Source organism: Gottfriedia sp. NPDC056225, assembly GCF_042267765.1.
GTDB lineage: Bacteria > Bacillota > Bacilli > Bacillales > Bacillaceae_G > Gottfriedia.
The window spans coordinates 215,327-238,115 of the sequence record NZ_JBHJTJ010000003.1 but is presented as its reverse complement, the minus strand read 5'-3'; the positions used below and the strand labels follow the sequence as shown (position 1 = coordinate 238,115).

The 22,789-nt window shown below is 32.5% G+C and carries 18 protein-coding genes and 1 riboswitch; of the genes, 6 read left to right on the top strand and 12 right to left on the bottom strand.

The features are described 5' to 3' along the window. Window positions 1–58 precede the first annotated feature (58 nt). Both ACFCYN_RS04445 and ACFCYN_RS04440 read left to right on the top strand, forming a co-directional pair. Complete coding sequence (locus tag ACFCYN_RS04445) at window positions 59–1,378, top strand: NCS2 family permease (protein ID WP_172445899.1); 1,320 nt, start codon at window positions 59–61, stop codon at window positions 1,376–1,378. 135 nt (window positions 1,379–1,513) lie between these two features. Beyond that, a complete protein-coding gene (locus tag ACFCYN_RS04440) occupies window positions 1,514–1,771 on the top strand; it encodes a hypothetical protein (RefSeq protein WP_172445900.1) in 258 nt (85 codons plus the stop codon). Window positions 1,772–1,977: 206 nt separating this feature from the next. Here the strand turns inward: ACFCYN_RS04440 and ACFCYN_RS04435 are convergent, their stop codons facing one another. Next, window positions 1,978–2,850: a patatin-like phospholipase family protein gene (locus ACFCYN_RS04435; protein ID WP_172445901.1), complete on the bottom strand. Its 873-nt coding sequence runs from the start codon at window positions 2,848–2,850 to the stop codon at window positions 1,978–1,980. 334 nt (window positions 2,851–3,184) lie between these two features. Then, entirely contained in the window at window positions 3,185–5,572 is a 2,388-nt protein-coding gene (locus ACFCYN_RS04430; RefSeq protein ID WP_375947774.1) for a penicillin acylase family protein, read from the bottom strand. Between the two features lie 127 nt (window positions 5,573–5,699). Between ACFCYN_RS04430 and ACFCYN_RS04425 the strand changes: the two genes are divergently transcribed. Next, a complete protein-coding gene (locus ACFCYN_RS04425; protein WP_172445903.1) occupies window positions 5,700–6,254 on the top strand; it encodes a thioredoxin family protein in 555 nt (184 codons plus the stop codon). 59 nt (window positions 6,255–6,313) lie between these two features. On the opposite strand, the gene ACFCYN_RS04420 is transcribed toward ACFCYN_RS04425, so the two are convergent. The 6 genes from ACFCYN_RS04420 to ACFCYN_RS04395 form a co-directional block, all read right to left on the bottom strand. After that, on the bottom strand, window positions 6,314–7,075 hold the full coding sequence (locus ACFCYN_RS04420; protein WP_375947772.1) for a prepilin peptidase: 762 nt from the start codon (window positions 7,073–7,075) through the stop codon (window positions 6,314–6,316). Window positions 7,076–7,225: 150 nt separating this feature from the next. Next, on the bottom strand, window positions 7,226–7,684 hold the full coding sequence (locus ACFCYN_RS04415; RefSeq protein WP_172445905.1) for a C40 family peptidase: 459 nt from the start codon (window positions 7,682–7,684) through the stop codon (window positions 7,226–7,228). 664 nt (window positions 7,685–8,348) lie between these two features. Next, window positions 8,349–10,025, bottom strand: a complete 1,677-nt coding sequence (locus ACFCYN_RS04410) for a glycoside hydrolase family 13 protein (protein ID WP_375947770.1) — start codon at window positions 10,023–10,025, stop codon at window positions 8,349–8,351. A gap of 215 nt (window positions 10,026–10,240) precedes the next feature. Then, window positions 10,241–11,056 carry a polymer-forming cytoskeletal protein gene (locus ACFCYN_RS04405; RefSeq protein ID WP_375947837.1) on the bottom strand — a complete coding sequence of 272 codons (816 nt, stop codon included), beginning with the start codon at window positions 11,054–11,056 and terminating at the stop codon, window positions 10,241–10,243. A gap of 17 nt (window positions 11,057–11,073) precedes the next feature. Next, window positions 11,074–11,691: a DUF4004 family protein gene (locus tag ACFCYN_RS04400; RefSeq protein WP_172445908.1), complete on the bottom strand. Its 618-nt coding sequence runs from the start codon at window positions 11,689–11,691 to the stop codon at window positions 11,074–11,076. 227 nt (window positions 11,692–11,918) lie between these two features. Continuing rightward, window positions 11,919–12,254: an MGMT family protein gene (locus ACFCYN_RS04395; RefSeq protein ID WP_172445909.1), complete on the bottom strand. Its 336-nt coding sequence runs from the start codon at window positions 12,252–12,254 to the stop codon at window positions 11,919–11,921. Between the two features lie 139 nt (window positions 12,255–12,393). Here ACFCYN_RS04395 and ACFCYN_RS04390 point away from each other — a divergent pair, with 139 nt between their 5' ends. Beyond that, entirely contained in the window at window positions 12,394–13,092 is a 699-nt protein-coding gene (locus tag ACFCYN_RS04390) for an FTR1 family protein (protein ID WP_375947768.1), read from the top strand. Window positions 13,093–13,236: 144 nt separating this feature from the next. After that, on the top strand, window positions 13,237–13,527 hold the full coding sequence (locus ACFCYN_RS04385; protein ID WP_172445911.1) for a HesB/YadR/YfhF family protein: 291 nt from the start codon (window positions 13,237–13,239) through the stop codon (window positions 13,525–13,527). 84 nt (window positions 13,528–13,611) lie between these two features. Here ACFCYN_RS04385 and ACFCYN_RS04380 read toward each other — a convergent pair whose 3' ends face one another. The 4 genes from ACFCYN_RS04380 to ACFCYN_RS04365 form a co-directional block, all read right to left on the bottom strand. Continuing rightward, window positions 13,612–16,713, bottom strand: coding sequence for an efflux RND transporter permease subunit (locus ACFCYN_RS04380; RefSeq protein WP_375947766.1), 3,102 nt, complete (start codon window positions 16,711–16,713; stop codon window positions 13,612–13,614). Window positions 16,714–16,852: 139 nt separating this feature from the next. Continuing rightward, window positions 16,853–18,184, bottom strand: a complete 1,332-nt coding sequence (locus tag ACFCYN_RS04375) for a sensor histidine kinase (RefSeq protein ID WP_375947764.1) — start codon at window positions 18,182–18,184, stop codon at window positions 16,853–16,855. Continuing rightward, the gene (locus ACFCYN_RS04370) at window positions 18,181–18,864 is read right to left on the bottom strand and encodes a response regulator transcription factor (RefSeq protein WP_375947762.1); all 684 of its coding nucleotides are present in this window, start codon (window positions 18,862–18,864) and stop codon (window positions 18,181–18,183) included. Before ACFCYN_RS04370 ends, ACFCYN_RS04375 begins: the two co-directional genes overlap by 4 nt. 196 nt (window positions 18,865–19,060) lie before the next feature. After that, entirely contained in the window at window positions 19,061–19,234 is a 174-nt protein-coding gene (locus ACFCYN_RS04365; RefSeq protein WP_172445915.1) for a hypothetical protein, read from the bottom strand. 89 nt (window positions 19,235–19,323) lie between these two features. Beyond that, window positions 19,324–19,465: riboswitch (cyclic di-AMP (ydaO/yuaA leader) on the bottom strand. A 529-nt stretch (window positions 19,466–19,994) separates the two neighbouring features. Here ACFCYN_RS04365 and mprF point away from each other — a divergent pair. Further along, window positions 19,995–22,517 carry a bifunctional lysylphosphatidylglycerol flippase/synthetase MprF gene (gene mprF / locus ACFCYN_RS04360; RefSeq protein ID WP_375947760.1) on the top strand — a complete coding sequence of 841 codons (2,523 nt, stop codon included), beginning with the start codon at window positions 19,995–19,997 and terminating at the stop codon, window positions 22,515–22,517. The last annotated feature ends 272 nt before the right edge of the window (window positions 22,518–22,789 follow it).

The following is a 22,789-nucleotide window of genomic DNA, read 5'->3' as shown; positions in this document are numbered from 1 at the left end:
GAATATTATTAATAACTGTTGAGTATATCATTCGTATTTTTTAACAAGGAGAACGATTATGTTTAAATTAAAAGAGGCTAACACCACCGTTAAAACAGAAATTATAGCCGGCTTTACTACTTTTTTAACTATGGCTTATATAATTATTGTAAATCCTATTATATTATCCGCTGCTGGCGTTCCATTTAACCAAGCATTTACAGCAACAATCATTGCAACATTGGTTGGAACATTATTTATGGCATTGTTCGGAAACTACCCTATTGCGATTGCTCCTGGTATGGGAATGAATGCATATTTTGCTTATTCAGTTGTTTCAAAAGCACACGGTATTTCTTATCATTTAGCATTTTCAGCAGTATTTGTTACTGGTATTTTATTTGTTATTTTATCTTTAACTAAATTTAGAACTCATTTAATAGAAGCAATTCCAAATACACTAAAACATGCAATTAGTGTTGGAATTGGATTATTTATCGCTTTTATAGGCTTACGTCTTTCTGGTATTATCGTTGCTAACAAAGATAATCTTGTTGGATTAGGCGATCTACATTCTAAAGGTGTAGTCCTTACATTAGTCGGTATTGCAATTACAGTTATATTATTTGCTTTAAATGTAAATGGAGCTTTATTCTTTGGAATGGTTTCAACAGCAATCATCGCAGGCTTCGCTGGAATGTTACACATTAAAGGGAGTATCTTCTCTTTCCGAAGCATCTTCTCTTTTCCTAAATTACCTGAGCATATCATTGTTTCTAATCCAATAACTGCATTTTCAGACGTGATTCATTATGGACTATATTCAGTTGTCTTTTCATTCTTATTAGTTACAATTTTTGATACGACAGGTACATTCTTAGGTGTTGCTTCACAAGCGGGATTATTAAATAAGAAGGATGAGAAACGTACTGGTCGTGCGATGTTATCTGATTCTCTTGGTACAACAATTGGTGCAATGTTCGGTACTTCACCAACAACTGCTTATATCGAATCTACAGCTGGTGTTGCAGCTGGAGGGAGAACAGGTTTAACAGCACTTGTAGTTGCATTACTATTCGTTTTTGCAGCATTCTTTAGCCCACTTGTTAATTCAATTTCTGATGTTGCAGCAATTACATCACCATCACTAATCGTAGTAGGTTGCTTAATGATGGGTAGCGTTCGTCATATTGAGTGGGATAACTTTGAGGAGGCATTCCCAGCATTCCTAGTAATTCTCTCAATGCCACTTACTTCAAGTATTGCAACAGGTATTGCTCTTGGATTTATTACGTATCCACTATTAAAAATTGTTAAAGGGAAAGCAAAAAAAGTTAAACCAGTTATTTATATATTTGGAATTTTATTCTTAATCCAATTAGCTTTCTTCCAACACTAATTTCAAATCATTCAAAGCACATAATCTTTAAAAGATTAATGTGCTTTTTTATTTTTTATTTAGGTACTAGCCTTTCCTCGATAGGACATCTATGCATACCTTGTATATGTAGATTAATCAAGGAGGTGTTCTACGATGTGGAACAACCAAGACCAAGTCAACATGAACTCAAGCAGATGTCGTAATCGTTGTGATTGCGATGATTGTCATCGTGATCGTTGCGATTGCCATAACCATGATAACCACTGTGGATGCAGATGCTGTTGCTTCAGAAGAAGAAGTAACTGTGGATGTATGAATCCATGTTTAGGTGTCGATATGGTAATGTTTGAAATGATGATGAAAAACATGATGAACAATAATAACAAAAACAACAACAATAATAAGGATTAATTATTCTTCTCTCTTCCCCCTATATTAGCGGCCTAAATTATAGGTCGATCACACTGTTGACGAACGCTCGAATTTCTCCGCTGTTTCATTAGTATCAAATTAACCAATAAGCAAATCTACATCTCATAATGTTTCACGCCTTGGAAGACAAGCGTTTTTAATCAGTCTGTATTGCTTTTCAATAGATAAAAAAAACGACCTGCATTTTAACAGGTCGTTTTTGCGTAAGAAATAAATTCTTGGATTTGTTCACTAAGACGTTTTGCATCTTCATAGCCCTCTTTATATAACTCTAAAAGCCGAGCTTTGTTTCGTTCGATTCGCCCAACCTTTAACTTGTTTAAAGGACGAATAACTAAAATATTTCCAGCCTTCTCTTGCTCCTCAATATAATCAAGTTGTTTATTATAATGCTCATATCGATTTAAAACCGCCTGAATAAGTCCTGGATACTCTTTATATTTTTTCTGCAAATACCAAGTTCCTTTTGAAGGCTTTTTACGATATCCAGCATTTCGGGTTAAAACTACTATATTTTTCTTATTTCCATCAGCTTCTGACTTACGAATAGGAATCGGATCAGCAATGCCACCATCCATTAAGAAATGCCCATTAAACTCAATAATCGGAGCCATTAAAGGTAGCGAGCTTGAAGCCCGAATAATATTTAACATATCAGTTGGATCTACAATTTCATCTTTATCAAAATAAACGGGTTCTCCCGTAACACAATCAGTCGTACCAACCACAAATTTTTGCTCAGCATTATAAAATGAATCAAAATCAAATGGATCTAATTCATTTGGAATAATATCAAATAATAAGTCCATACCAAAAAGCTGCTTATTACGAATTAAATTTTTAAAAGATATATAATCTGGATGCTGTAAAAATTCCGTATTCACTCGTTTATTACGTCCGTGTTGTTTCGAAAGATAAGAAGTTCCCATACAAGCACCTGCAGAAACACCTATTACATAAGGAGCTTCAATATTTTGTTCTAAAAAATAATCAAGAACCCCAGCAGTATAAATCCCTCTCATTCCGCCACCTTCGAGAACTAAGCCCATTCCATCCATTAATTACAGCCCCCCTTTTTTCAAATTGATTTAAATAATCTACTTAAATATTTTAGTATATGGCGTGAGGAAAGGGAAGAAATTCGTGTTGAGATACTGGTCGTGTTTCTGTGGTATTATGAACTGCAAATAAAATCAGCAAAAGTGCAATTAAACTGAAATTAACATAACGTTTTTCTCTCAAACATCACCATATTAACTGATTTCCACCCAAATCTAATCAATTACATAATTAATTGACAATATTTCCTAAAAAATCGCCCAGTTCCACCTATTTACCTTACCTCTTGCAAAAAAAAAAACAGACCTCCACGAGGTCTGTCCACAACTTCTTTTACTTTTTCCCAGGTTCCAAAACCTCTTTCACACCGTCAACATTTTTCAACGAAGTAGTATGATAAGTTCCGTTTGCCCAATCTTCCATTTGGTCGCTATACCATTTGCTTCCGAGGTTGCCAGATTGTCCGGGACCAACTATGTTTGTTGATTTACTTAAGTCTGCGAAGTCTACTACAGTTCTCCAAGACGCACCGTGGTCTACTATTCCTTGGTCGTCATACCCTGCAGCTTTAACGGTTGTTGCACTACCACCTACCGGGATTGGGTTTTTTGCGTTAAAGAAATAGCTTAAAATTTTTATGCTTGATAGTGGGTGTTCAAACGCAACTTTATGGTGATCTCCCCAGTTCCAATTGGATACTTTTTTACCATCTTCTTTACTAATATTTTTAATTGTTGTTTTGAATGTTTTTAATAAAAATTTGTCAATTCCGCCTTGTTCATCAATCCAGATTACTTTTTTACCGCTTAAACTGTCGCGTAATAGTTGATCAACCACGACTTTTTGATCCCCAAATAAATCCATCATGTCTTTTGAGATTTGTTTATCGAATAGTGCTTTATTAATTTCTGTCATCCACATTTGGAATATAAGGGGTGATGCTTCATCTTTATCATCTACAAAATTCCATTTATCGAGATCTTTTAAAGCTGCCTTTTCTACAGATGTTAGTTGGTTTTCATTTTGTTTTAGTGATTTTATAAACTTCGGCGCGTGCTCTTTTGCTTGTAAGTTCATTTCATCCATTTGCAGGTTTTGCATATCTTTTACGGTCAGTTTATCATTTGATTTTAATACTTCTTGAATGCGTAATTGACGATAAGGTTGTGCCCATGAATTTGAGATGTGGTATGGATACGAATCATCTACTACTTTATTATTAGCAGATGAAATAAATCCTTCTTTTGGATTTACGGTCGTTGGTAAATTATCGTATGGAATATATCCTTTCCAACCGTAATCACTAGTCCAACCTGGCACCGGCATTAGACCATTACCTTTTTTACGAATTGGAATTTTTCCGTTTGCTCGGTATGCAATTGTGCCGTCATCTGAGGCAAAGACGAAATTTTGTGCAGGTGCTTCAAATAAAGCTAACCCTTCTTTAAAGGTATTCCAATCCTTTGCAACATCAAACTTTAACACTGCTTCGAGCTCAGTTGTTGGTTGTAGCGCTGTCCATTGTAATGAAAATACAGTTTTCTTTCCAGCATCGCTTGCAAATTCTGAAATCACTGGTCCATGTCTAGTGATCATGACAGGTAAAACTTTACTCTTTTTACCTTTAATTTTGATAGTTTCATTTATGACCTGTGCTTTTTCCCATTTACCGTCATACAAAAATTCGTCTGACTTGCTAGGATTTCGTTTTTCAATATATAAATCCTGTACATCTGGGCCAACATTCGTTACTCCCCAGGCAATATGTTCATTATGACCGACGATAATACCTGGCACTCCTGCAAAAATTACACCGCTAACATTCATATCACCAGATTTTAATTGCGTTTCATACCAAACAGCTGGCGTTGCTAATCCTAGATGTGGGTCATCTGCCAATATTGGTTTGCCGGACTTAGTTTTAGAGCCGCTGACTACCCAATCATTACTTCCGTTCCAAATAGGAGGAATGATTGCGCTCGCAAAGCTTTTTTCAACATCTACTTTTGCAGTATCACTTGGAATAATATACGGGTCTAAATCATTATTAGCTGGGAATAGCTCTAAAGCCTTGTCTTTTGGGAATTTATTCATAGCATAATATCGAAATGCTTGCTCATTCCAATGCCCGCCTAAATCGAACGCCATATATTTACCAATTACGAGCGAATCAATTGCCGACCATTTAGTTGGTTTATATTTTAAAATTTTAAATTCGATCGGTAGTTTATTTTCCTTATTTGCATAGTTAATGTACGCATTCACTCCTTCTGCGTACCAATTTAAAACATTTTGAGCATTTTTATCGTATTTACTATACGAAGCTTCTGCAGCTCTTCTTAAGCCAAGGGTTCGAAAATATGAGTCACGATCTACTGTTGCGTCGCCGATTACTTCACTTAATTGCCCCGATGCTTGTCTCCTGCTTAAGTCCATTTGAAATAAACGATCCTGTGCAGTTACATATCCCTGTGCCACATATAAATCATGCAAATTTTTAGCACTTATATGAGGTACTCCTTTAACATCCCGAGCGACCTCTACTTTATGATTCAATAGATTAATCGTTAGATCTCCATTAATACTTGGTAATGATTTTTTTGTTAAGTAAAGACCTGTTCCCGCAACGATCAAGATGATAACAATTAAGACTGCGGATGTAATTTTAATCCACTTCGGTAAGCGCTTTCGATTATTAGATATCTCAATTGGCGTACTCATTTTTCTCCCTCCTGCTAAAACTGCATATAAAATATATACTGTATATACATTCTTCAATACTTATTACATTCCTTCTTATTACGAATACGGTATAATACTATTTATCAACTATAAAGGAGTGTTTACAATGGCGTTAAATACTTGGTTCGAAAAAGGAATGACTTTTCAAGAATATGTAGAAGCAATGAATGTAAACAAGGAAGAACTCTTACAAATCTATAATGAGGTTACAATTCCTGAAAATACACAATTAAAACTTGAGCAACTTAAAAATCGTCATTGGAAAGTTGTAACTTTAACAGCAGATTGGTGTGGCGATGCATTACTTAATGTACCAGTTATTCAAAAAATGATGGAAATAGCAAATGTAGATACTAGATTCCTAATTCGAGATGAAAACTTAGAATTAATGGATCAGTATTTAACAAATGGGAAATCTCGTTCAATTCCAATATTTGTTTTTATGGATGAGCAAGGAAAAGAAGTAAATGTATGGGGTCCACGTTCTGCAGAGATTGAAGAAATTGTAATTGAAATGAAAAAAGAATTACCAGATAAAGAAGATCCAAATTTCCAAGAAAAACAAACTGCAGTATTTAAAGCCATCAGAACAAACTTTGTAGAAGATAAAAAATACTGGGATTCAGTTATTAGTAGTGTAGAAGATAAATTATTTTCATAATTAAATAAGTAGGGGTTATTTAGTTGAGGGACATTTCAATTAAATAGCCTTTTTTTCATTCATCCAAAAATTGAAAGATAAATTTCTAATAGTTTTTCGCTATAAAAGTAACTAACGATTCCTCCTGCTGCAATGAATGGTCCAAAAGGAATTGGACTTCGTTTCTTTGATCGATCCTTCATTATTAGAAGTATTCCGAACATACTGCCTAAGAAGCATGAAAGCATAAATGTAATGAGCGTTAATTTCCACCCTAAAATAATTCCAAGCACACCAAATAATTTTATATCTCCCCCTCCCATTCCACCTTTACTAATGATAGAAATAAGAAGCAAAACTATGAAAGCTCCTACCGCTCCAATAACACTACTCCACCATGAATCCAACGGAATAAAAATTCGTTCAAGTATAAAAAGAAACAAAAAGAATAGTAGAATCCGATTTGGGATCATCATAAACCTACTATCTGATACTACAATAATCATCAATAAAGCAATTAAAGACAATGAAATTATTAATTCTTTATGAAAGCCGACTTCATGGATTGCTAATACGAATAAGGAGCCTGTTAGTAGTTCAATTAAAATATACATCCTGGAAATTGGTAGCTTACAACTTTTACACCTCCCTCTTTGGAATAGAAAAAAAAGTACAGGTATTAACTCTACAGCACCTAGTTTATGAGAACAATTTGGGCAAGATGAACCTGGTGAGATCATTGATTTCCCCAATGGAACTCTTACTCCTACCACATTAAAAAAAGAACCAAACACAAGTCCTAGTAGAAAAAAAGATAGGTAGTTTATGGATATGTTTACCATCTCCTTCAAAATTTAATTAAATGTTGAATGAATCTCATTATAACATTCGGGGATCTTCTACCAGTTTCATAAAATGGAACATTCTATGAAATATAAAAAAAGCAATCTACATTTCTTAAGAAAAGTAAATTGCTCTATTATTATGTTAGTTTATTTAATTACACTACCTGAGCCCGCGAATTTTGGTTTCCAATATGAATTAGAAAGACTTACAACAGCTACTCCCTTACTTGAAGTCGCTGAAATAAAATTGTTATTTCCCATGAAAATTCCTACGTGGCTAATACCTTTTTTATATGTATTTTTGAAAAAAACTAAATCTCCAGGAACTGGTTTTTTAACAATCGAACTAACAGTATACATTGACGAAGCAGTACGAGGTAATTTAGTCCCTACTTTGTTAAACACATACCCTACGTAACCTGAACAGTCAAAACCTTTAGTACTTGTACCACCAAAACGATAAGGTACTCCAGTATACTTTTTAGCGATTACCGTTACCTGATTTTTCTTTGAGTACGGGTTATATGTAGATGCTGCTTGTGATTTAGTCGTAAAAAATACCATGCTCAGTAAGCATACGAAAGCTATCATTAATTGCTTTTTCATCACTTTCTCCCCCTTCATTGATAATGTAAGTCTAGCAAAATACGATATTGAAAGCCATTACAGGATTGTTACAAATTGTCGAAGTGTTTGTAATACTATAAAACAATGTAGTTTTTTGCCAAAGAGTGCAACAAAAAACAACTGCCATTCGACAGTCATTTTTCAGAGTGATGAAGTGTAGCACTATGCATGTGGGGAATGCGAACACTAAGTGAACTTTATTGATATAGTTGTGAACTTTGTTGATATAACGAGGGTTTTTGTTGATATAACGAGGATTTTTGTTGATATAACGAGGATATTTGTTGCTAAGGTGATCTGACCCTTCTTTGAATGCGTATTTCAGTGTGGGAATTTATAGATTTAATGGAGCTTCTTTAGTTTTTATTGTTTCCCCTTCTATTTTTTGATGATTTCATTCTATTTCTTTATGATTCTTGCCCTTATTTGCAGTTATACTGATTTTAATTACAGTTTCACCTTTTTCATTTGCACTTCCCCTGATTTTAATTTCAGTTTCAGCCTTTTTATTTGCACTCCCTCTGATTACTTTTTTATTCGAGCTCTTTTACCATGCAATATTAATTAGCAATCTCATTTTTCAGCCATAAAAAAAAACTGTCATATGACAGTTTTTTAAGTCTACTCTATTTCAGCATTAGAATTATACTAATCGATAAACTCTTGCTTCAAAAGGTTTAAATTCCATTTTTTCAACTAATTTCTGATTTGCTTGATTGATATTCGATAAACATAATTCGGTAGTCTTGTTCGTAAGTTCTTTTGGTAATACAAATCTTTGTTTTTCTGATGATAAGTTAGAGATTACTAAGAATGTTTCATTTTCTCCATTACGAGTGTAAGCATAAATAGGTTCGTTTTTTACATCTAGGTATTCGTATGGCGCATGAACTAATGTCTTATTTTGCTTACGTAATGTAATCATCTTTTTATAGAATGATAAAATTGAGTCAGCATCTTTTAGTTGAGTTTCAACATTAATCTCTTTAAAGTTCTCATTCGTTTTAAGCCAAGGTTTACCAGTTGTAAATCCGGCGTTTTCTTCGCTATTCCATTGCATAGGTGTACGGGAGTTATCACGGCCCGTTTTCCATAGGATGTCTAAAACAGCTTGTTCTGTTGAACCATTTTCAATCATTGAATTGTACATATTTTTTGCACTTACATCATTATAGTCGTTGATTGATGTGTAATGTACATTTGTCATTCCGATTTCTTGCCCTTGGTAAATGAATGGTGTTCCTTGCATAAAGAAATACATTAATCCAATTGCTTTAGCGGAATTTTTCCAATAAGCCTCGTCATCATTTCCTAATGTGCTTACTGCTCTTGGTATATCATGGTTTTCTATAAATAACGCATTCCATCCGAAACCTTCTAGCCCAGTTTGCCATTTTGTAAGCACTTCTTTTAAGTCAGCAATTGACGTTTCAGAATCGTCAGTTTTCTTCCAAAGGTCTAAGCTTTCGAATTGGAAAATCATATTGAACTTACCTTCTTTTTCTCCAACCCATAGGTGAGCATCTTTCGTCGTTACACCGTTTGCTTCACCAACTGTCATTATGTCATATTTATCAAAGGTTTCACGCTTTAATTCGTCTAAATATTTGTGAATTCCTTCTTGGTTCATATGCATATCGAAGCTTGCGACATATTTTTCTTTCTTAGCATTTGGCATATCGGGAAAACCTGGTCTTTTCTTAATATGACTTATTGCATCCACACGGAAACCGTCTATTCCTTTATCTAACCACCAGTTAATCATGTCATATATTTTTTGTCTTACTTCTTTGTTTTCCCAATTTAAATCAGGTTGCTTTTTTGAAAATAAATGTAGGAAGTATTCATCTGTATTTTCATCGAACTCCCATGCAGATCCACCAAAAATACTTTCCCAGTTATTAGGCTCTTGATCTGATTTATTTCCTTCTCTCCAGATATAGTAGTCTCTGTAAGGATTATCCTTAGACTTTTTAGATTCCAAGAACCAAGGATGCTCATCACTTGTGTGATTGACGACTAAATCTAAAATGAGCTTCATTCCTCTTTGATGAACGCCTTCTAATAGCTCATCAAAATCAGCCATTGTTCCGAATTCATCCATAATGTCCTGATAGTCTGAGATATCATAACCATTATCATCATTTGGTGATTTATAAAATGGACAAATCCATATAACATCTATTCCTAATTCTTTTAAATAATCTAATTTTGAAATTACCCCTCTTAAGTCACCGATTCCATCATTGTTTGAATCCATGAAACTACGTGGATAAATTTGGTAGGCAACCGCTTCCTTCCACCAACTTTGATTCGTCATAATCTCTCTCCTCCAAATACATAAAAGCGTTTTCAATATTAGTCACAATAATAAATACCTTAAAAAAGATGATTACTAATTTCATTGCAATCGTTTGCACAATAATATCTTAACATTCTACTAGTTATAGTTCAATAACTGAAATCGACGCCAGCTTGCACATAATAGAAAAAAGCGGCTAGAAATTACCCAAGCCGCTTTTCGTCTACTTATATTTATTGTTCTAATTTTTTTACATCGTTTACTTTTGCAGAAGGATGTATTTGCACATCTTCTGTATATTCAACAAGTTCAATTACACATTTTGGTCCAATCGTTACAGCATCGCCTCTTACGACACTCGCTGTCGTATAATCAATCTTTACAGCACTACCCTCAATCACGTCTGCTTTAAAATTCAACCGATTATTAAAAAGTTTAGAAAAAAGTCGTGAAAATATATTGTTATCATCGAATCGACTAATTTCAATTGTTTCTCCACCAATTTCAGGAATATAGCTAAATCCATTGTGAGGTAAATAGCCAAATCCACCATGTGTAATTTTTACGTTTTCAGCATTTAATAAGCCATTCATTGATAAGTGACCTTTAGCTGTAAATACTTCACATTCAGATCCTTTTTCCGTTGAAAGCGATCCTTTTACAGTAATTACTTCTGCCTTTACTATACCTGTCGTTTTCATTGAACCTGATACATTAATACTTTTAACGTTTAAGTCACCTTTTGTTTTGAAGCTTCCACTAACATTGACATCTCCACCTGAAACTTTACCATCAATCGAAGCCGAGCCACTGACACTGATTTTTTTCGCATCAACGTCACTTAAACATTTAGCGCTTCCGCTACAATTAAAATATTCAGTTTCAACTTTTCCATTGAATTTAGCTGAACCACTTACTTTCACTTCATGACAAAAAATATCTCCAAGTATTCGTCCGCTTCCACTAATCCTAACGTCATCATATTTACCAGTACCGATTGTTCCTGAACCATTTATAACCGCATCTTGCCTTGATTGCACGCTCACTATAATCTCTCCTCCATTATTTATTTAACCGATTTATTTAAATAGCTTGAAAGAGCAACATTGATTATGATCGAGTCCTTTTGATCAACAAATGTTTCATGTCGATTACCAATTATCCAATTGCCCATGCCAAATTTTCGAATATAAATTACAATCGCTTCATCTAACTTAATTTCTTTTTTATGTGTTTCTACTAAATTTAAAAATTGTGTTGCTTCATCAATCGTTAAAGTTCCTTTGGAAAGCCAGTCGTTCACGCAAAGTAACGAACTTAGTTGAACCGTACCTAAATGCTCTAACTTATTATTTGGAAAAAGTGTTTGATATATTTGTAGGACTTGCTGAGGGACTTGCTCCAAAGATAAAGTAGCATGCCCGCGATCAGAAACGATTTCTTCATTGATTGAAAACACTCTCGCAATATCATCTAATGATTGATCATCCTTCAACTCTTTTATTTTTTCAATCCGATCCAAAATTTGCTTCTTCGGAAAAAACGTTTCCTGTCCAGTAAAGCTTGATTTTTTCATAAACCACTCTTCAGGAATGATGTTTTTTCTTTTCCATCTATAAAGCTGTCCGTACGATATGCCTGTAAGTTGTAGTAAATCTTTTTTTGAAATTAATTCTTCACTCATATGACATTCCTCCTGACACGAGTATAACAAAACAATGTTTTATTGTAAAGTATTCACACAAAACACAATTGACACTAACTTTTCTCTTTTTACAACAATATTATGCGTAACAATGTTCTAATTATAGTCTTTTTGATAAAAAAAATACCCAAAATCCATTAATCTGTGAATTTTGAGTAGTACTTCATTTCAATTTTTACGATATTAAATTATATTTGTTGCTTCTACTAAATTAAGTCGACATCTTCCTTTTCAAGAACAAGAGCCACTTGATAAACATTTAAATCAATTGTTTTCTCATCTATAAATTTAACCCCTTCGTTTTGTAAGAGCTCCTTTTGCTTTAGTGCTCCAACTTCATCTTGAATTCCAATTTTCCCTTTCGAATTCAATACCCTATGCCATGGCAATTGATATTTTTGCGTCATTGAATGTAAGATTCTCACAATTTGTCTAGCGCCTCTTGGACTTCCGGCTAATTTGGCAACTTGACCATAAGTCATTACTTTACCTGCTGGGATATTTTTAATAATCTCAATTGCTCTACTTGTAAAAGATTCCATAGTTTCACCTGATTGCTTTATTTTATATTAATTTTACCATAATTACTGACACTTATATTTTATGAAAACTGTGTCCGATTCTACTAATTAAGAATAATCTAGTTAGCAGGTTTAAATATATGAAGGGGATGGTAGTAATTTGAATGCTAATTTTTTTATAGCCTTGCGAGAAGGTCTAGAAGTATCCTTAGTAATTGGATTTTTACTCATTGCTTTAATTCAGAGTAAAAAGCAGCATTTAATTAAGTCAGTAGTTTACGGGACGATTTTAGGTGTGATCATTAGTATTTTTGCCGGATATTTCTTATTTACAGCATTCGGTGATTTGAAGCCAAATGTTGAGCATAATATTGAAGGTGTAATTCAATTAATTGCAGCAATGTTAATCTTCTATTTTATCTATTGGTTAAGTAATCAAAGTAGTATTAATATATCAGAAAAAATGAAATCAGAATTTAAAATAAAAGATAATAACTTTTCATTATTTTTAATGGCTAGCGTGTTTGTGATCCGTGAAGGCTTAGAGCTTGTATTGTTTGTTTTATCAAACGCACAAACAATTGCATTTGCAGGAATGATTTCTATTTTACTAGGTATTATCGCGGCTGTTTTAATTGCGTATATCTTTATCAAAACAACGGTTAATTTAAATATAAAAATCATCTTTACTCTACTAGGTATTCTTTTAATTTTCTTTGGAGGGAAAGTATTCACTGAAGGACTTTTCTCCTTTGTCGATACTACACCACTCATCGAAAAATTCGCATATTATGGATTCGTCGTCATTTCACTATTTGTTTTATTTAAAAACAACTTACTAGCATACTTCAAAAAGTAGAATAGCATGAGGAATACCCACGGAATACTCTATTACCTCGTGGGTTTTCTTTTTCATATAATATCCTTTCCTTCATCACTTTTCTGTATAGTTTTTCACATTCATACTATAATACTTTTATAAGATATTGAAAGGACGGTTGAAATGAAAATTACAATTACTGATGACGCAATAAAATGGTTCCAAGATGAGATGAATGTGAAAGAAGGAGATACAGTTCGTTTTTTCGCAAGATATGGTGGAAATAGTACAATACATAAAGGTTATTCTTTAGGCGTAACAATAGAACAGCCTGTTAATATTGGAGAATCTATTACGATTAATAATGTTGTTTATTTTATTAATGAAACTGATTTATGGTATTTCAAAGACTATAATTTGAATGTAATTATAGACGATCAAAAAGAATTACACTTTAGTTATGAACCTAAATAAAAAATGAGCTTAGGTAACACCTATCCCATTTTTTGTTTCAATTGAAAAGAGTGCCTCACAATTTATGTGAGACACTCTTTTTGTTTATTCTTCTATTTTTTTCTTTTTACTTACTAATTTGTAGATAACTGGAATGATGATTAATGTTAAGAATGTTGAAGTTGTTAAACCACCGATTACAGTTACTGCTAGGCCTTTCGAAATTAAACCAGATGTTGAATTTGAAAGTGCCATTGGAACTAATGCAAGGATTGTTGCTAATGCTGTCATTAGGATTGGGCGTAATCTTGTTTTTGAAGCTTCGATTAATGCGTCAGTTACTTCTAATCCTTTTTTACGGTTGTGTTCAACACGGTCTAATAATACAACTGCATTTGTTACAACGATACCAATCAACATTAATAATCCGATCATTGCACTCATTGATAGTGTTTGCTTTCCGATATAAAGTGCTAAGAAAGCTCCTACTGGTACGAAGATTAATGACGATAAAATGACAAACGGTGTTCTTAAGCCACCAAATGTCATGCTCATGATTAGGAATACTAATCCAACAGCAACTACCATTGCAATACCAAGGCTGCTGAATCCATCTGTAATCATATCTAGCCCGCCGCCAATTTTCATATCGACACTATTAGGTAGATCAATTTTCTTTAATTGTTTTGTTACGTCTTTTGTAATTGCTGCAGTGTCTTTACCTTTTACTTCAGCACTTACTGATGCATACATTTTTCCATCATCATGGTTGATTGAAACCGGTGCATCCTTTTGAGAAATTGTTACATAGTCTTTTATTTCTTTTGGACCTGTAGCAGTCATAATTTTGATGTTTTCAAGGTCTTCTTTTGTACTTGCTTTATCTTTATAACCAACAGTTAGTTTATTTGTTTCACCGTTTAAATCATAATCGCCGATTTCAACGTCGTTAATTTTTTCGTTAATTGCTCCCATTACTTGGAACATTGAAATATTTTCATCACGTGCTTTATCGTTTAATGTTATTTCTAATTTTGGTTGTACATCTTTTAAATTATTCGTAACATTTTTTAAACGATCATCATTATTTAATTCTTTCTCAATTTTTGATGCTGCATCTTTTAACTCAGTAAAGTTAGCAGAGTATAGATTTACATCAATATTGTTTCCTGTTGGAGGACCATTTTGAGAAAGCTCTTTTGCTACAATTGTTGTACCTTTAACTTTCGCATCGACAATTGAAGGAACTTCTTTTGTGATTTTTGAAAGTTCTTTATCCATATTCTTTCCATTTTTTAGATTAACTTGGAAGACCGCTTTATTTTTACCGCCATCCATATTCATCATAAAATCACGTTTACCACCGACAGTAGCTTGTACACTATCAATTAAGTCAGAATCAGCAAAGTATTTTTCGATTTCTTTTGCAACTAAATTAGATTGTGCAACTGTACTATTTGATGGAAGAGTAGCTGTAACTTGAAGTGTTTTATTTACACTTCCAGGTAAGAATGAGAATCCTAATAAAGGAATCATCGATAATGAACCTGCTAATAAAACGATTGATAATAAAAGAACAATCCATTTACGTTTTAATGCAGAACGAAGTATTTTTTCGTATCTTCTCATAAAACGTGTATCATTACTATGCTCTTTTAATGGTTTAGATAAGAATTTTGCTCCTAAAGTTGGAATTAGAATAATCGCAACGATTAAAGAAGTTAAAATTGAAACTACTACTGAAATCGCAAACGGTCTAAAGAATTCTCCAATAATTCCACTTACAAATGCTAACGGTAAAAATACTACTACTGTTGCAAATGTAGAAGAGGCAATTGCTCCGATAACTTCTTTTGTTGCAAATAGAGCCAATTCTTTTTTCTTAAATTGATTAGCTTTTTGTTGCTTCCATCTGTATATATTTTCAATTACAACGATACTATCATCAACGATACGTCCAATTGCAACAACTAGACCACCTAAAGTCATGATATTTAAAGTATAGCCTAATGAGTTTAATACTGAGATCGTTGCAAAGATTGAGATTGGTAAAGATAAAATTGAAATTAAAGTCGCTCTAATATTTCTTAAGAATAACAGAATAACAACGACTGTAAATAAAGCTCCAAGTAGACCTTCTTTAATTAAAGAACTAACGGATTTTTCAATTTCTTTACCGTTATCCATAATTACATGTGTTTCTACACTATTATCCTTCTTAAATGATTTAATTTCTTTCTTAACAGCTGTTGCAACGTCTGCTGTATTTGAATCTTGTGTTTGAGAAACTGATAAAATATAACTTTCTTTTCTGTTATATCTTGAAATTTGATCTTGAACTGAAACCACTTTTACATCTGCAATATCAGCAACTGTTACATTTTTTGGCACTAAGTTTTGAGCTTGTCCTGCACCTCTACCTAATTGTGCACTACCGGCCGTAGCTCCCATTTGTGCACTTTGGCTAGCAGAACTAGATAAAACTGTTTTTTTGATTTGATCGATTGAGTTTAACGTACCTTTCATTCGAACAGATACAGTTTTACCATTATTTTCAACAGAACCTAGTGGTACTGCGTAATCAAGGCCTTGAATTGCTGTTTTAATTGTATCTAAAGAGATTCCTTTTTCTTCTGCCTTTTTGTTATCTACAACGATTTGAATTTCTTCTTCTTTTGTTCCTTGAAGACTTACATCACTAACACCAGTGATTTTTTTAATTTGAGGAAGTAAATCATTTTCTATTGATTGCTGTAAATTTTTAGCTTGACCATTATTTGCAATCGCTACTTGATAAATTGGAGCAGAGTCCATCGCAATTCGTTGAACTGTTGCTTCAGCTTTGTCAGGTAATTTCGTTTTGTTGATTACGTTATCTACGTCTTTTTCAATTTTATCCATATCCGTTCCAAAAGGATAAATTAAAAAGATTGAAGCCATATTTTCACTCGAAGTACTAGTTAACTGATCATAGTTCTCAAGCTTCATTAAACCAGATTCGATTGGCTTTGTGACCTCTGACTCTATATCCTCAGATGATGCCCCAGGATATACTACCTGAACTGCAACTGCTGGGAATGAAACATCTGGAAATGTTTCAATTTGTATTTTTTGGGCTGAATAAATTCCGCCAACTAAAACAAGAACACTTAATATAATCACTGAGATCGTATTCTTTAAACTTAATTTCGTTAAGCCTGCAAACATATTGTATTTATTTCTCCTTCCATTAGTTACATTTCTAATACTTGATTATTTTATCAAAACTATATGAACAGAATATGAACAATTAGGAACATATTATGAACTTTTAAATTTACCTTAAATTGAAAAAAATGGTATAAAGTTAAATGGATTTAGGTAGCTTGATCATAAAGCTAGTCCCTATACCAGCAGCACTTTCAACTTCAATTTTGCCATGATGCATTTCTACTATTTTTTGGACAATCGAAAGACCAAGCCCAGTTCCTTTTTTATTTCTAGAACGATCTGCCTGATAAAAGCGTTCAAATATCCGCTCTACATCTTCCTTACTAATGCCTAATCCATTATCGCTAATGGTAACTTGAATATCTCGTTCAAAAGTCATTATATCAACCTTAATGTAACCAGCTATATTCGAAAACTTAATCGCGTTTTGTAGTAAATTAATCCATACTTGTTCAAGCAGTAAGCGATCAGCTAAAATTTCTGTCTCCGGCAAATTCAACACTAATTGAAGCTTTTTACTTTCCCAATGAGGCTCTAGTGCCAATATAATTTTTCGAATTTGTTCGTCTAATTTATATGTCATAGGCTGGAATGGGTGTTGTTCAGAATCTAAAGAAGCTAATTTTAAAAGTCGTTCACTCATAATTGAAAGTCGTTCACTTTCTGCCTCTATGATAGATAAATAATGATCTTGTTTTTCTTCAATTAACTCTTTGTTTCTTAGTACCTTTGCAAATCCTTTAATAGATGTTAAAGGAGATTGAATTTCATGAGATACATTTGAAACAAATTCACTTCTCATCTCTTCTAGCTTATTTAATTTATTCGTCATTAAATTAAAGTTTGAAGCAAGCAAACCAATTTCATCTTTACGTTTAATAGTTACTTGAACATCATAATTTCCCTTTGCTAATTCCTTTGTAGCACGAATTAGCTCTTTTACAGGTTTTACTAATAATTTTGCAACGAATAAAAAAGTGAGTGATCCGATTATTAAAGTCGTGAGTAAACTAAAAAAAAGTACTCTCCTCATTTTAAAGAACCCTCGATCAATATTCGGTTGAATAAATAAAGCGTATTTATGCCCATCTTTTTCAAAAGGCAGACCTACAAGATTAGAATTATTTCTTAATTGGACATTATTGTTGTTCAGTGTTTTAATTACTTGTTTCTTTTTTATATTTTTCTTTTTAGGTGTTGTATTTTTCAAAATAATTTTACCGGACTCATTATACATCGTTATATAGTAATTTTTACTAAGAATGTTCAAAGTAGAATTAACTTCGTATTGATCATCATGCGTTAAGTATACGGCAATAAAATTTTCTCCAACGTCTTTTAAATCTCTTTGCACTTCTGTTTCAACATGTTTAATAAAGTATTTTGATGCAATAAAAAAAGTTATAACTAAACTCAGTAAAATGACTGATATGAAAATCAAGACGAGTCTTGTATACATACTTTTCATGTATTATTTTCCTCTAACTTGTAACCTAATCCTCTGATTGTAACGATTTCAACAGTAGCCTTTAACTCTCTAAGACGTTCTCTTACTCTTTTAATATGTACATCAACTGTACGCTCATCCCCCTCATAATCAAGGCCCCAAATTTGTTCAATTAAGTCGTTTCTCGTAAAAATTCTTCCAGATTGACTAGCAAGCTTAAACAGTAACTCGAATTCCTTTAAAGGGAGTGTAATCGATTGCTCATGAACAGCAATTTCATATTTTATTTGATTAATCGCTAAATTTCCTAAAAGGATATTTTTATCAGAAATTAATTGAAACCTTCTTAAAAGAGCTTTAACACGAGCAACAATTTCTAACGGATCAAACGGCTTCACTACATAATCATCTACCCCAAGATCAAAGCCTTTAAGTTTATCCTGTGATTCACCTTTAGCAGTAACCATTAAAATCGGAATATCATAATACTTTTTAATTTCTTTTGTAAGTTCATATCCATCTATTTCAGGCATCATCACATCAACTACTGCGATTTGAATACTGTTTTTTTCTAAAAGCATTAATGCTTCTTCTCCGTTTTCAGCCTCAATTACTGAGTAACCTTCAGCATTTAAAAAAATAGAGATCAACTCTCGAATATTTGCGTCATCATCAACAACTAAAACTTTTACATGATTCAAAAAAGCCACCTTCTTACATTTACAATTAATTATATTCCTATTATATAAATTCATTATGAACTAAATATGAATTATGAAACCAAAACTTAAAATGAGTAAGAAAACTCACCGATTGGTCTACTTTGTTTTTTTATGCGAAAAAAGAGAGTGGTCTGATTGACCACCCTCCTATAGAAGGTTATATGTATCAAATTAATTATTTAAACTCGGTATTCCCTACTACTTTACCAGCTTTTCGTTCCCTTGCTATTCTAATCCTATTAGCTCTTTTCTTACTATACTCACTATTACCAGAATCTTTACGAGTAAAATAAACTGCTGTTAACATTGTTATAATAAGAATTCCGCCAAACGTATACATATCTAACACGTCATTTCCCCCGTTTTATAAATTGTTTTTTCAAAAAATGGATGCAAAAAGACACTGGAAGAATCTCCAGTGCCTAAAAATCCACGTGGAAACCTTCTCCTTACACGCCTACGAGGTTAGCTGTCGGATTCGGACCTAAAAAGTAGCCCTACCTAAAAAGGATTCACCCCAAAGTGCAATTGCACAAAAATCGGTTCCCCCGCTTCAATGTTGAAAAAACATTCCGATAAAATAGTAAGGAAGGTCTTCAACAGAACTCAGCGATCAACGGTCATTTATTTATTTATATTACTTAAATTACAATTCAACTACTAAATTGTATACTATTTTGTTACATTTTGAAACTCTAAAGCTTTGATAAAGGGTAAAGGTAAGCGAAATATGTTCAAAAAATGGAAAAATCCATCTCAATTGGAACAACTCAGGAGGATTTTTAAAATTTTTTTTGATTTTTCCCTCTATCTCCTAGTTGCCACATTTAAGGTCTCCCGATGAGAAATACGATAATCCTTAACACTCATCTCGCCCCTATGAAATGCGAGTACATATAGTGCAATCAATGTACTTCCATTTCAGAAATTAGGTCACTAAAACCAATCTTAAAGTTAAAATCTAATTAACTTTTTTTCTTCATAATAATAAGTTATTAAATTTTCTACTTCTTGTTCATATTCTTCTTGTTATATAGTGGAATAATATGGAATACTAAAGCTAAGTATTATTATTTATTTTGTTAATTTTATAACTTCAGGAGTGTCTTATGAATAAGATTCGGATTAGTAAAGTAGGTTTGTTTAAACTATTTTTCATTTCAATATTACTAGTTACATTCATCTTTGTTGGAAAAAACGTACTTTTAAATTTCGACTTTCAAATGTTCTTTAACTATATGGAGTCTCTTACATTAATACAATATTTTCTAATTTTTGCATTAGGTATTATTGCTGTTTCTCCAATGTTTTTATATGATTTCGTCCTTGTTAGACTATTAAAATTAGATTTCAGTTTTCGTAAAATTTTAATGGTAGCTTGGCTAGCAAACACTTCCTCTAACTTGATTGGACTCGGTGGTGTGGCAGGTACTACTATTCGTACTCTTTTTTATCGACAAGAGCGCACTGGACCAGAAATTGTTAAAGCGGTGAGTAGTGTAACAATCTTCTTACTTTCTGGATTATCGATATTGAGTTTAGTTTTATTTACAGGGATCTTTGATTTATCATTTTTAAATGAATATAAGTACTTATATGTCGCAATCGTCATTGCCATTTGTTATTTCCCGTTAATGTTTTTAGTTGTTTATATGAAGCGAAATTTTTTCTCGGAAAACTTTTCCGCAAAATATATGATCTCATTGGTTACCATTTCCTTATGTGAATGGTCCTTTATATTTTTATTTATTTACTTTATTTGTTTATTTTTAAATATTGATATTTCGATTATTGAAGTTTTGCCCGTTTTTTTAGTGGCCTCTGTAGCAGCACTGTTAAGTATGATCCCTGGCGGATTAGGTTCATTTGATTTTATTTTTCTATTAGGGTTCACATATTTTGGGATTGATAAAGAAACAACACTACTAGTTTTATTAATCTATCGTTTCAGTTATTTCTTCTTCCCATTTGCTTGTGGTATTGTTTTAGCACTCAAACTCTTATGGAACAAAATCAATCAATCATTTAATAATATTCCAAACCAAATATCAACATATTTGGGCCATAAGATTTTAACAATTTTAATTTTCTTGTCTGGGGTAATTCTCTTAGTTTCCGCAGCAGTACCAAGCATGCTTTTAAGAATTAGTCTTTTAAATTTAATTTTACCTTCAACAATTATTAATCTTTCACATTTAATTTCTGTCACAACAGGCTTTACATTATTAGGGCTTTCGCGAGGAATTGATTATAAAGTGAAAAGAGCGTGGTATATTACTTTATTCATGCTAATTGTTGGAGCAATTACAACTTATTCAAAAGGATTAGATTATGAAGAAGCACTTTTTGTACTAGCAGTAGCATTTATATTATTTGCTTCAAAGAAACAATTTTATAGAGAAAGCTTTGTTTTAACTTGGGGAAAGCTGATCGTTGATAATTTTATATTGTTTTTCTTTTTAGGTAGCTATTTACTAATTGCTTATATTAATCTTCCACATACAAATGTGCGAATCCCTGCCAAATATTTGCCTTATATCCTTGTCAATTCGAGGGATATCGTAATAAGTGCAGTGCTTGGCTTTGTAGCTGCTTTTCTATTTTTTTATATCGCTTTTTTCAAAGTTAAAAGAAAAGAATTTAATTTTATAGGCACAAAAAATGAAGAAGAAAAAATAAGAGACCATTTAAATACATATGGTGGAACTGAACTTTCCCATTTAGTTTTTTTACATGATAAATATGTATTTTGGGCTCAGGATGAAACAGTATTATTTATTTTCCAACCATATGCAGACAAACTAGTTATTTTAGGCGACCCAATTGGGGAAAAGTCCCGTATCTATCCTGCAATTGAAGAATTATTAAATTATGCTGATCAATTTGGATATACTCTCGTCTTCTATCAAGTTAACTCAAATTCTTTAGCGTACTTACATGAAAATGGATTTGATTTCTTTAAACTTGGTGAAGAAGGGTTTACGGATATTTCAGCGTTCTCTTTATCTGGAAAACGTAATAAAGGTATTCGCGCCCTTTACAATAAGTTTGAACGTGAAGAATATAGTTTTGAAATGATTGAACCTCCGTTCTCAAATGAGTTCTTTTCAGATTTACAGAATTTATCTACTGAGTGGCTAAAAGGTAGAAAAGAAAAAGGTTTTTCACTTGGCTATTTTGATGAAGATTATATCAAACTTGCACCTGTAGCTGTTATTAAAAATAATGAAAATAAGTTAATTGCTTTCGCGTCTATTATGCCTAACTATAATGACCATACAATTTCGATTGATTTAATGCGCCATAAAATAGATGCACCAAAGGGAATTATGGATTATATGTTTATTAATTTAATTGAATCATTTAGATTGAAAGATTTTCACTACTTTAATATCGGCATGACACCTTTAGCAAATGTTGGACTTTCTAAATATTCATTTACTAGTGAAAAAATTGCAGCACAGATTTATGAATATGGACAGTTCTTGTATCATTTTCAAGGTTTAAGAAGCTTTAAAGAAAAATACGTAGATTCTTGGACACCGAAGTTTTTGGCATATCATAAAAAAACTTCTTTACCGATTACTATGTTACAAATTACTTCATTAATTTCTAAAACTAGAAAGCCGTAAATTAGAAGTCAGTTAATGTACTTATCACATTAACTGACTTTTTTAGTCCGAAAAAATTTATCAATTTTTCAATGTAAAAAAAGCGATATGATGTTAATTTCCACTACAGGATTCTCGCTTTCCATGGGGCGAGACCTGAGCCTCCTTTCGTTCCAATCAACTTCTTCTAATTAAAGAAGCATACAAAAAAAAATCATTAATCATTTTCATAATTTTAAATTTCTAATCAAAATATAAAAATTGGTAAAAAATAATAATCATTATCGCTTGCA

Bases quoted from the DNA above. Each gene is read 5' to 3' on its own strand.
- mprF (WP_375947760.1), top strand. From the start codon at position 19,995: ATGAATAAGATTCGGATTAGTAAAGTAGGTTTGTTTAAACTATTTTTC.
- ACFCYN_RS04410 (WP_375947770.1), bottom strand. From the start codon at position 10,025: ATGACGAATCAAAGTTGGTGGAAGGAAGCGGTTGCCTACCAAATTTAT.
- ACFCYN_RS04440 (WP_172445900.1), top strand. From the start codon at position 1,514: ATGTGGAACAACCAAGACCAAGTCAACATGAACTCAAGCAGATGTCGT.
- ACFCYN_RS04415 (WP_172445905.1), bottom strand. From the start codon at position 7,684: ATGAAAAAGCAATTAATGATAGCTTTCGTATGCTTACTGAGCATGGTA.
- ACFCYN_RS04425 (WP_172445903.1), top strand. From the start codon at position 5,700: ATGGCGTTAAATACTTGGTTCGAAAAAGGAATGACTTTTCAAGAATAT.
- ACFCYN_RS04375 (WP_375947764.1), bottom strand. From the start codon at position 18,184: ATGAAAAGTATGTATACAAGACTCGTCTTGATTTTCATATCAGTCATT.
- ACFCYN_RS04380 (WP_375947766.1), bottom strand. From the start codon at position 16,713: ATGTTTGCAGGCTTAACGAAATTAAGTTTAAAGAATACGATCTCAGTG.
- ACFCYN_RS04430 (WP_375947774.1), bottom strand. From the start codon at position 5,572: ATGAGTACGCCAATTGAGATATCTAATAATCGAAAGCGCTTACCGAAG.
- ACFCYN_RS04445 (WP_172445899.1), top strand. From the start codon at position 59: ATGTTTAAATTAAAAGAGGCTAACACCACCGTTAAAACAGAAATTATA.
- ACFCYN_RS04435 (WP_172445901.1), bottom strand. From the start codon at position 2,850: ATGGATGGAATGGGCTTAGTTCTCGAAGGTGGCGGAATGAGAGGGATT.
- ACFCYN_RS04420 (WP_375947772.1), bottom strand. From the start codon at position 7,075: ATGGTAAACATATCCATAAACTACCTATCTTTTTTTCTACTAGGACTT.
- ACFCYN_RS04385 (WP_172445911.1), top strand. From the start codon at position 13,237: ATGAAAATTACAATTACTGATGACGCAATAAAATGGTTCCAAGATGAG.
- ACFCYN_RS04395 (WP_172445909.1), bottom strand. From the start codon at position 12,254: ATGGAATCTTTTACAAGTAGAGCAATTGAGATTATTAAAAATATCCCA.
- ACFCYN_RS04400 (WP_172445908.1), bottom strand. From the start codon at position 11,691: ATGAGTGAAGAATTAATTTCAAAAAAAGATTTACTACAACTTACAGGC.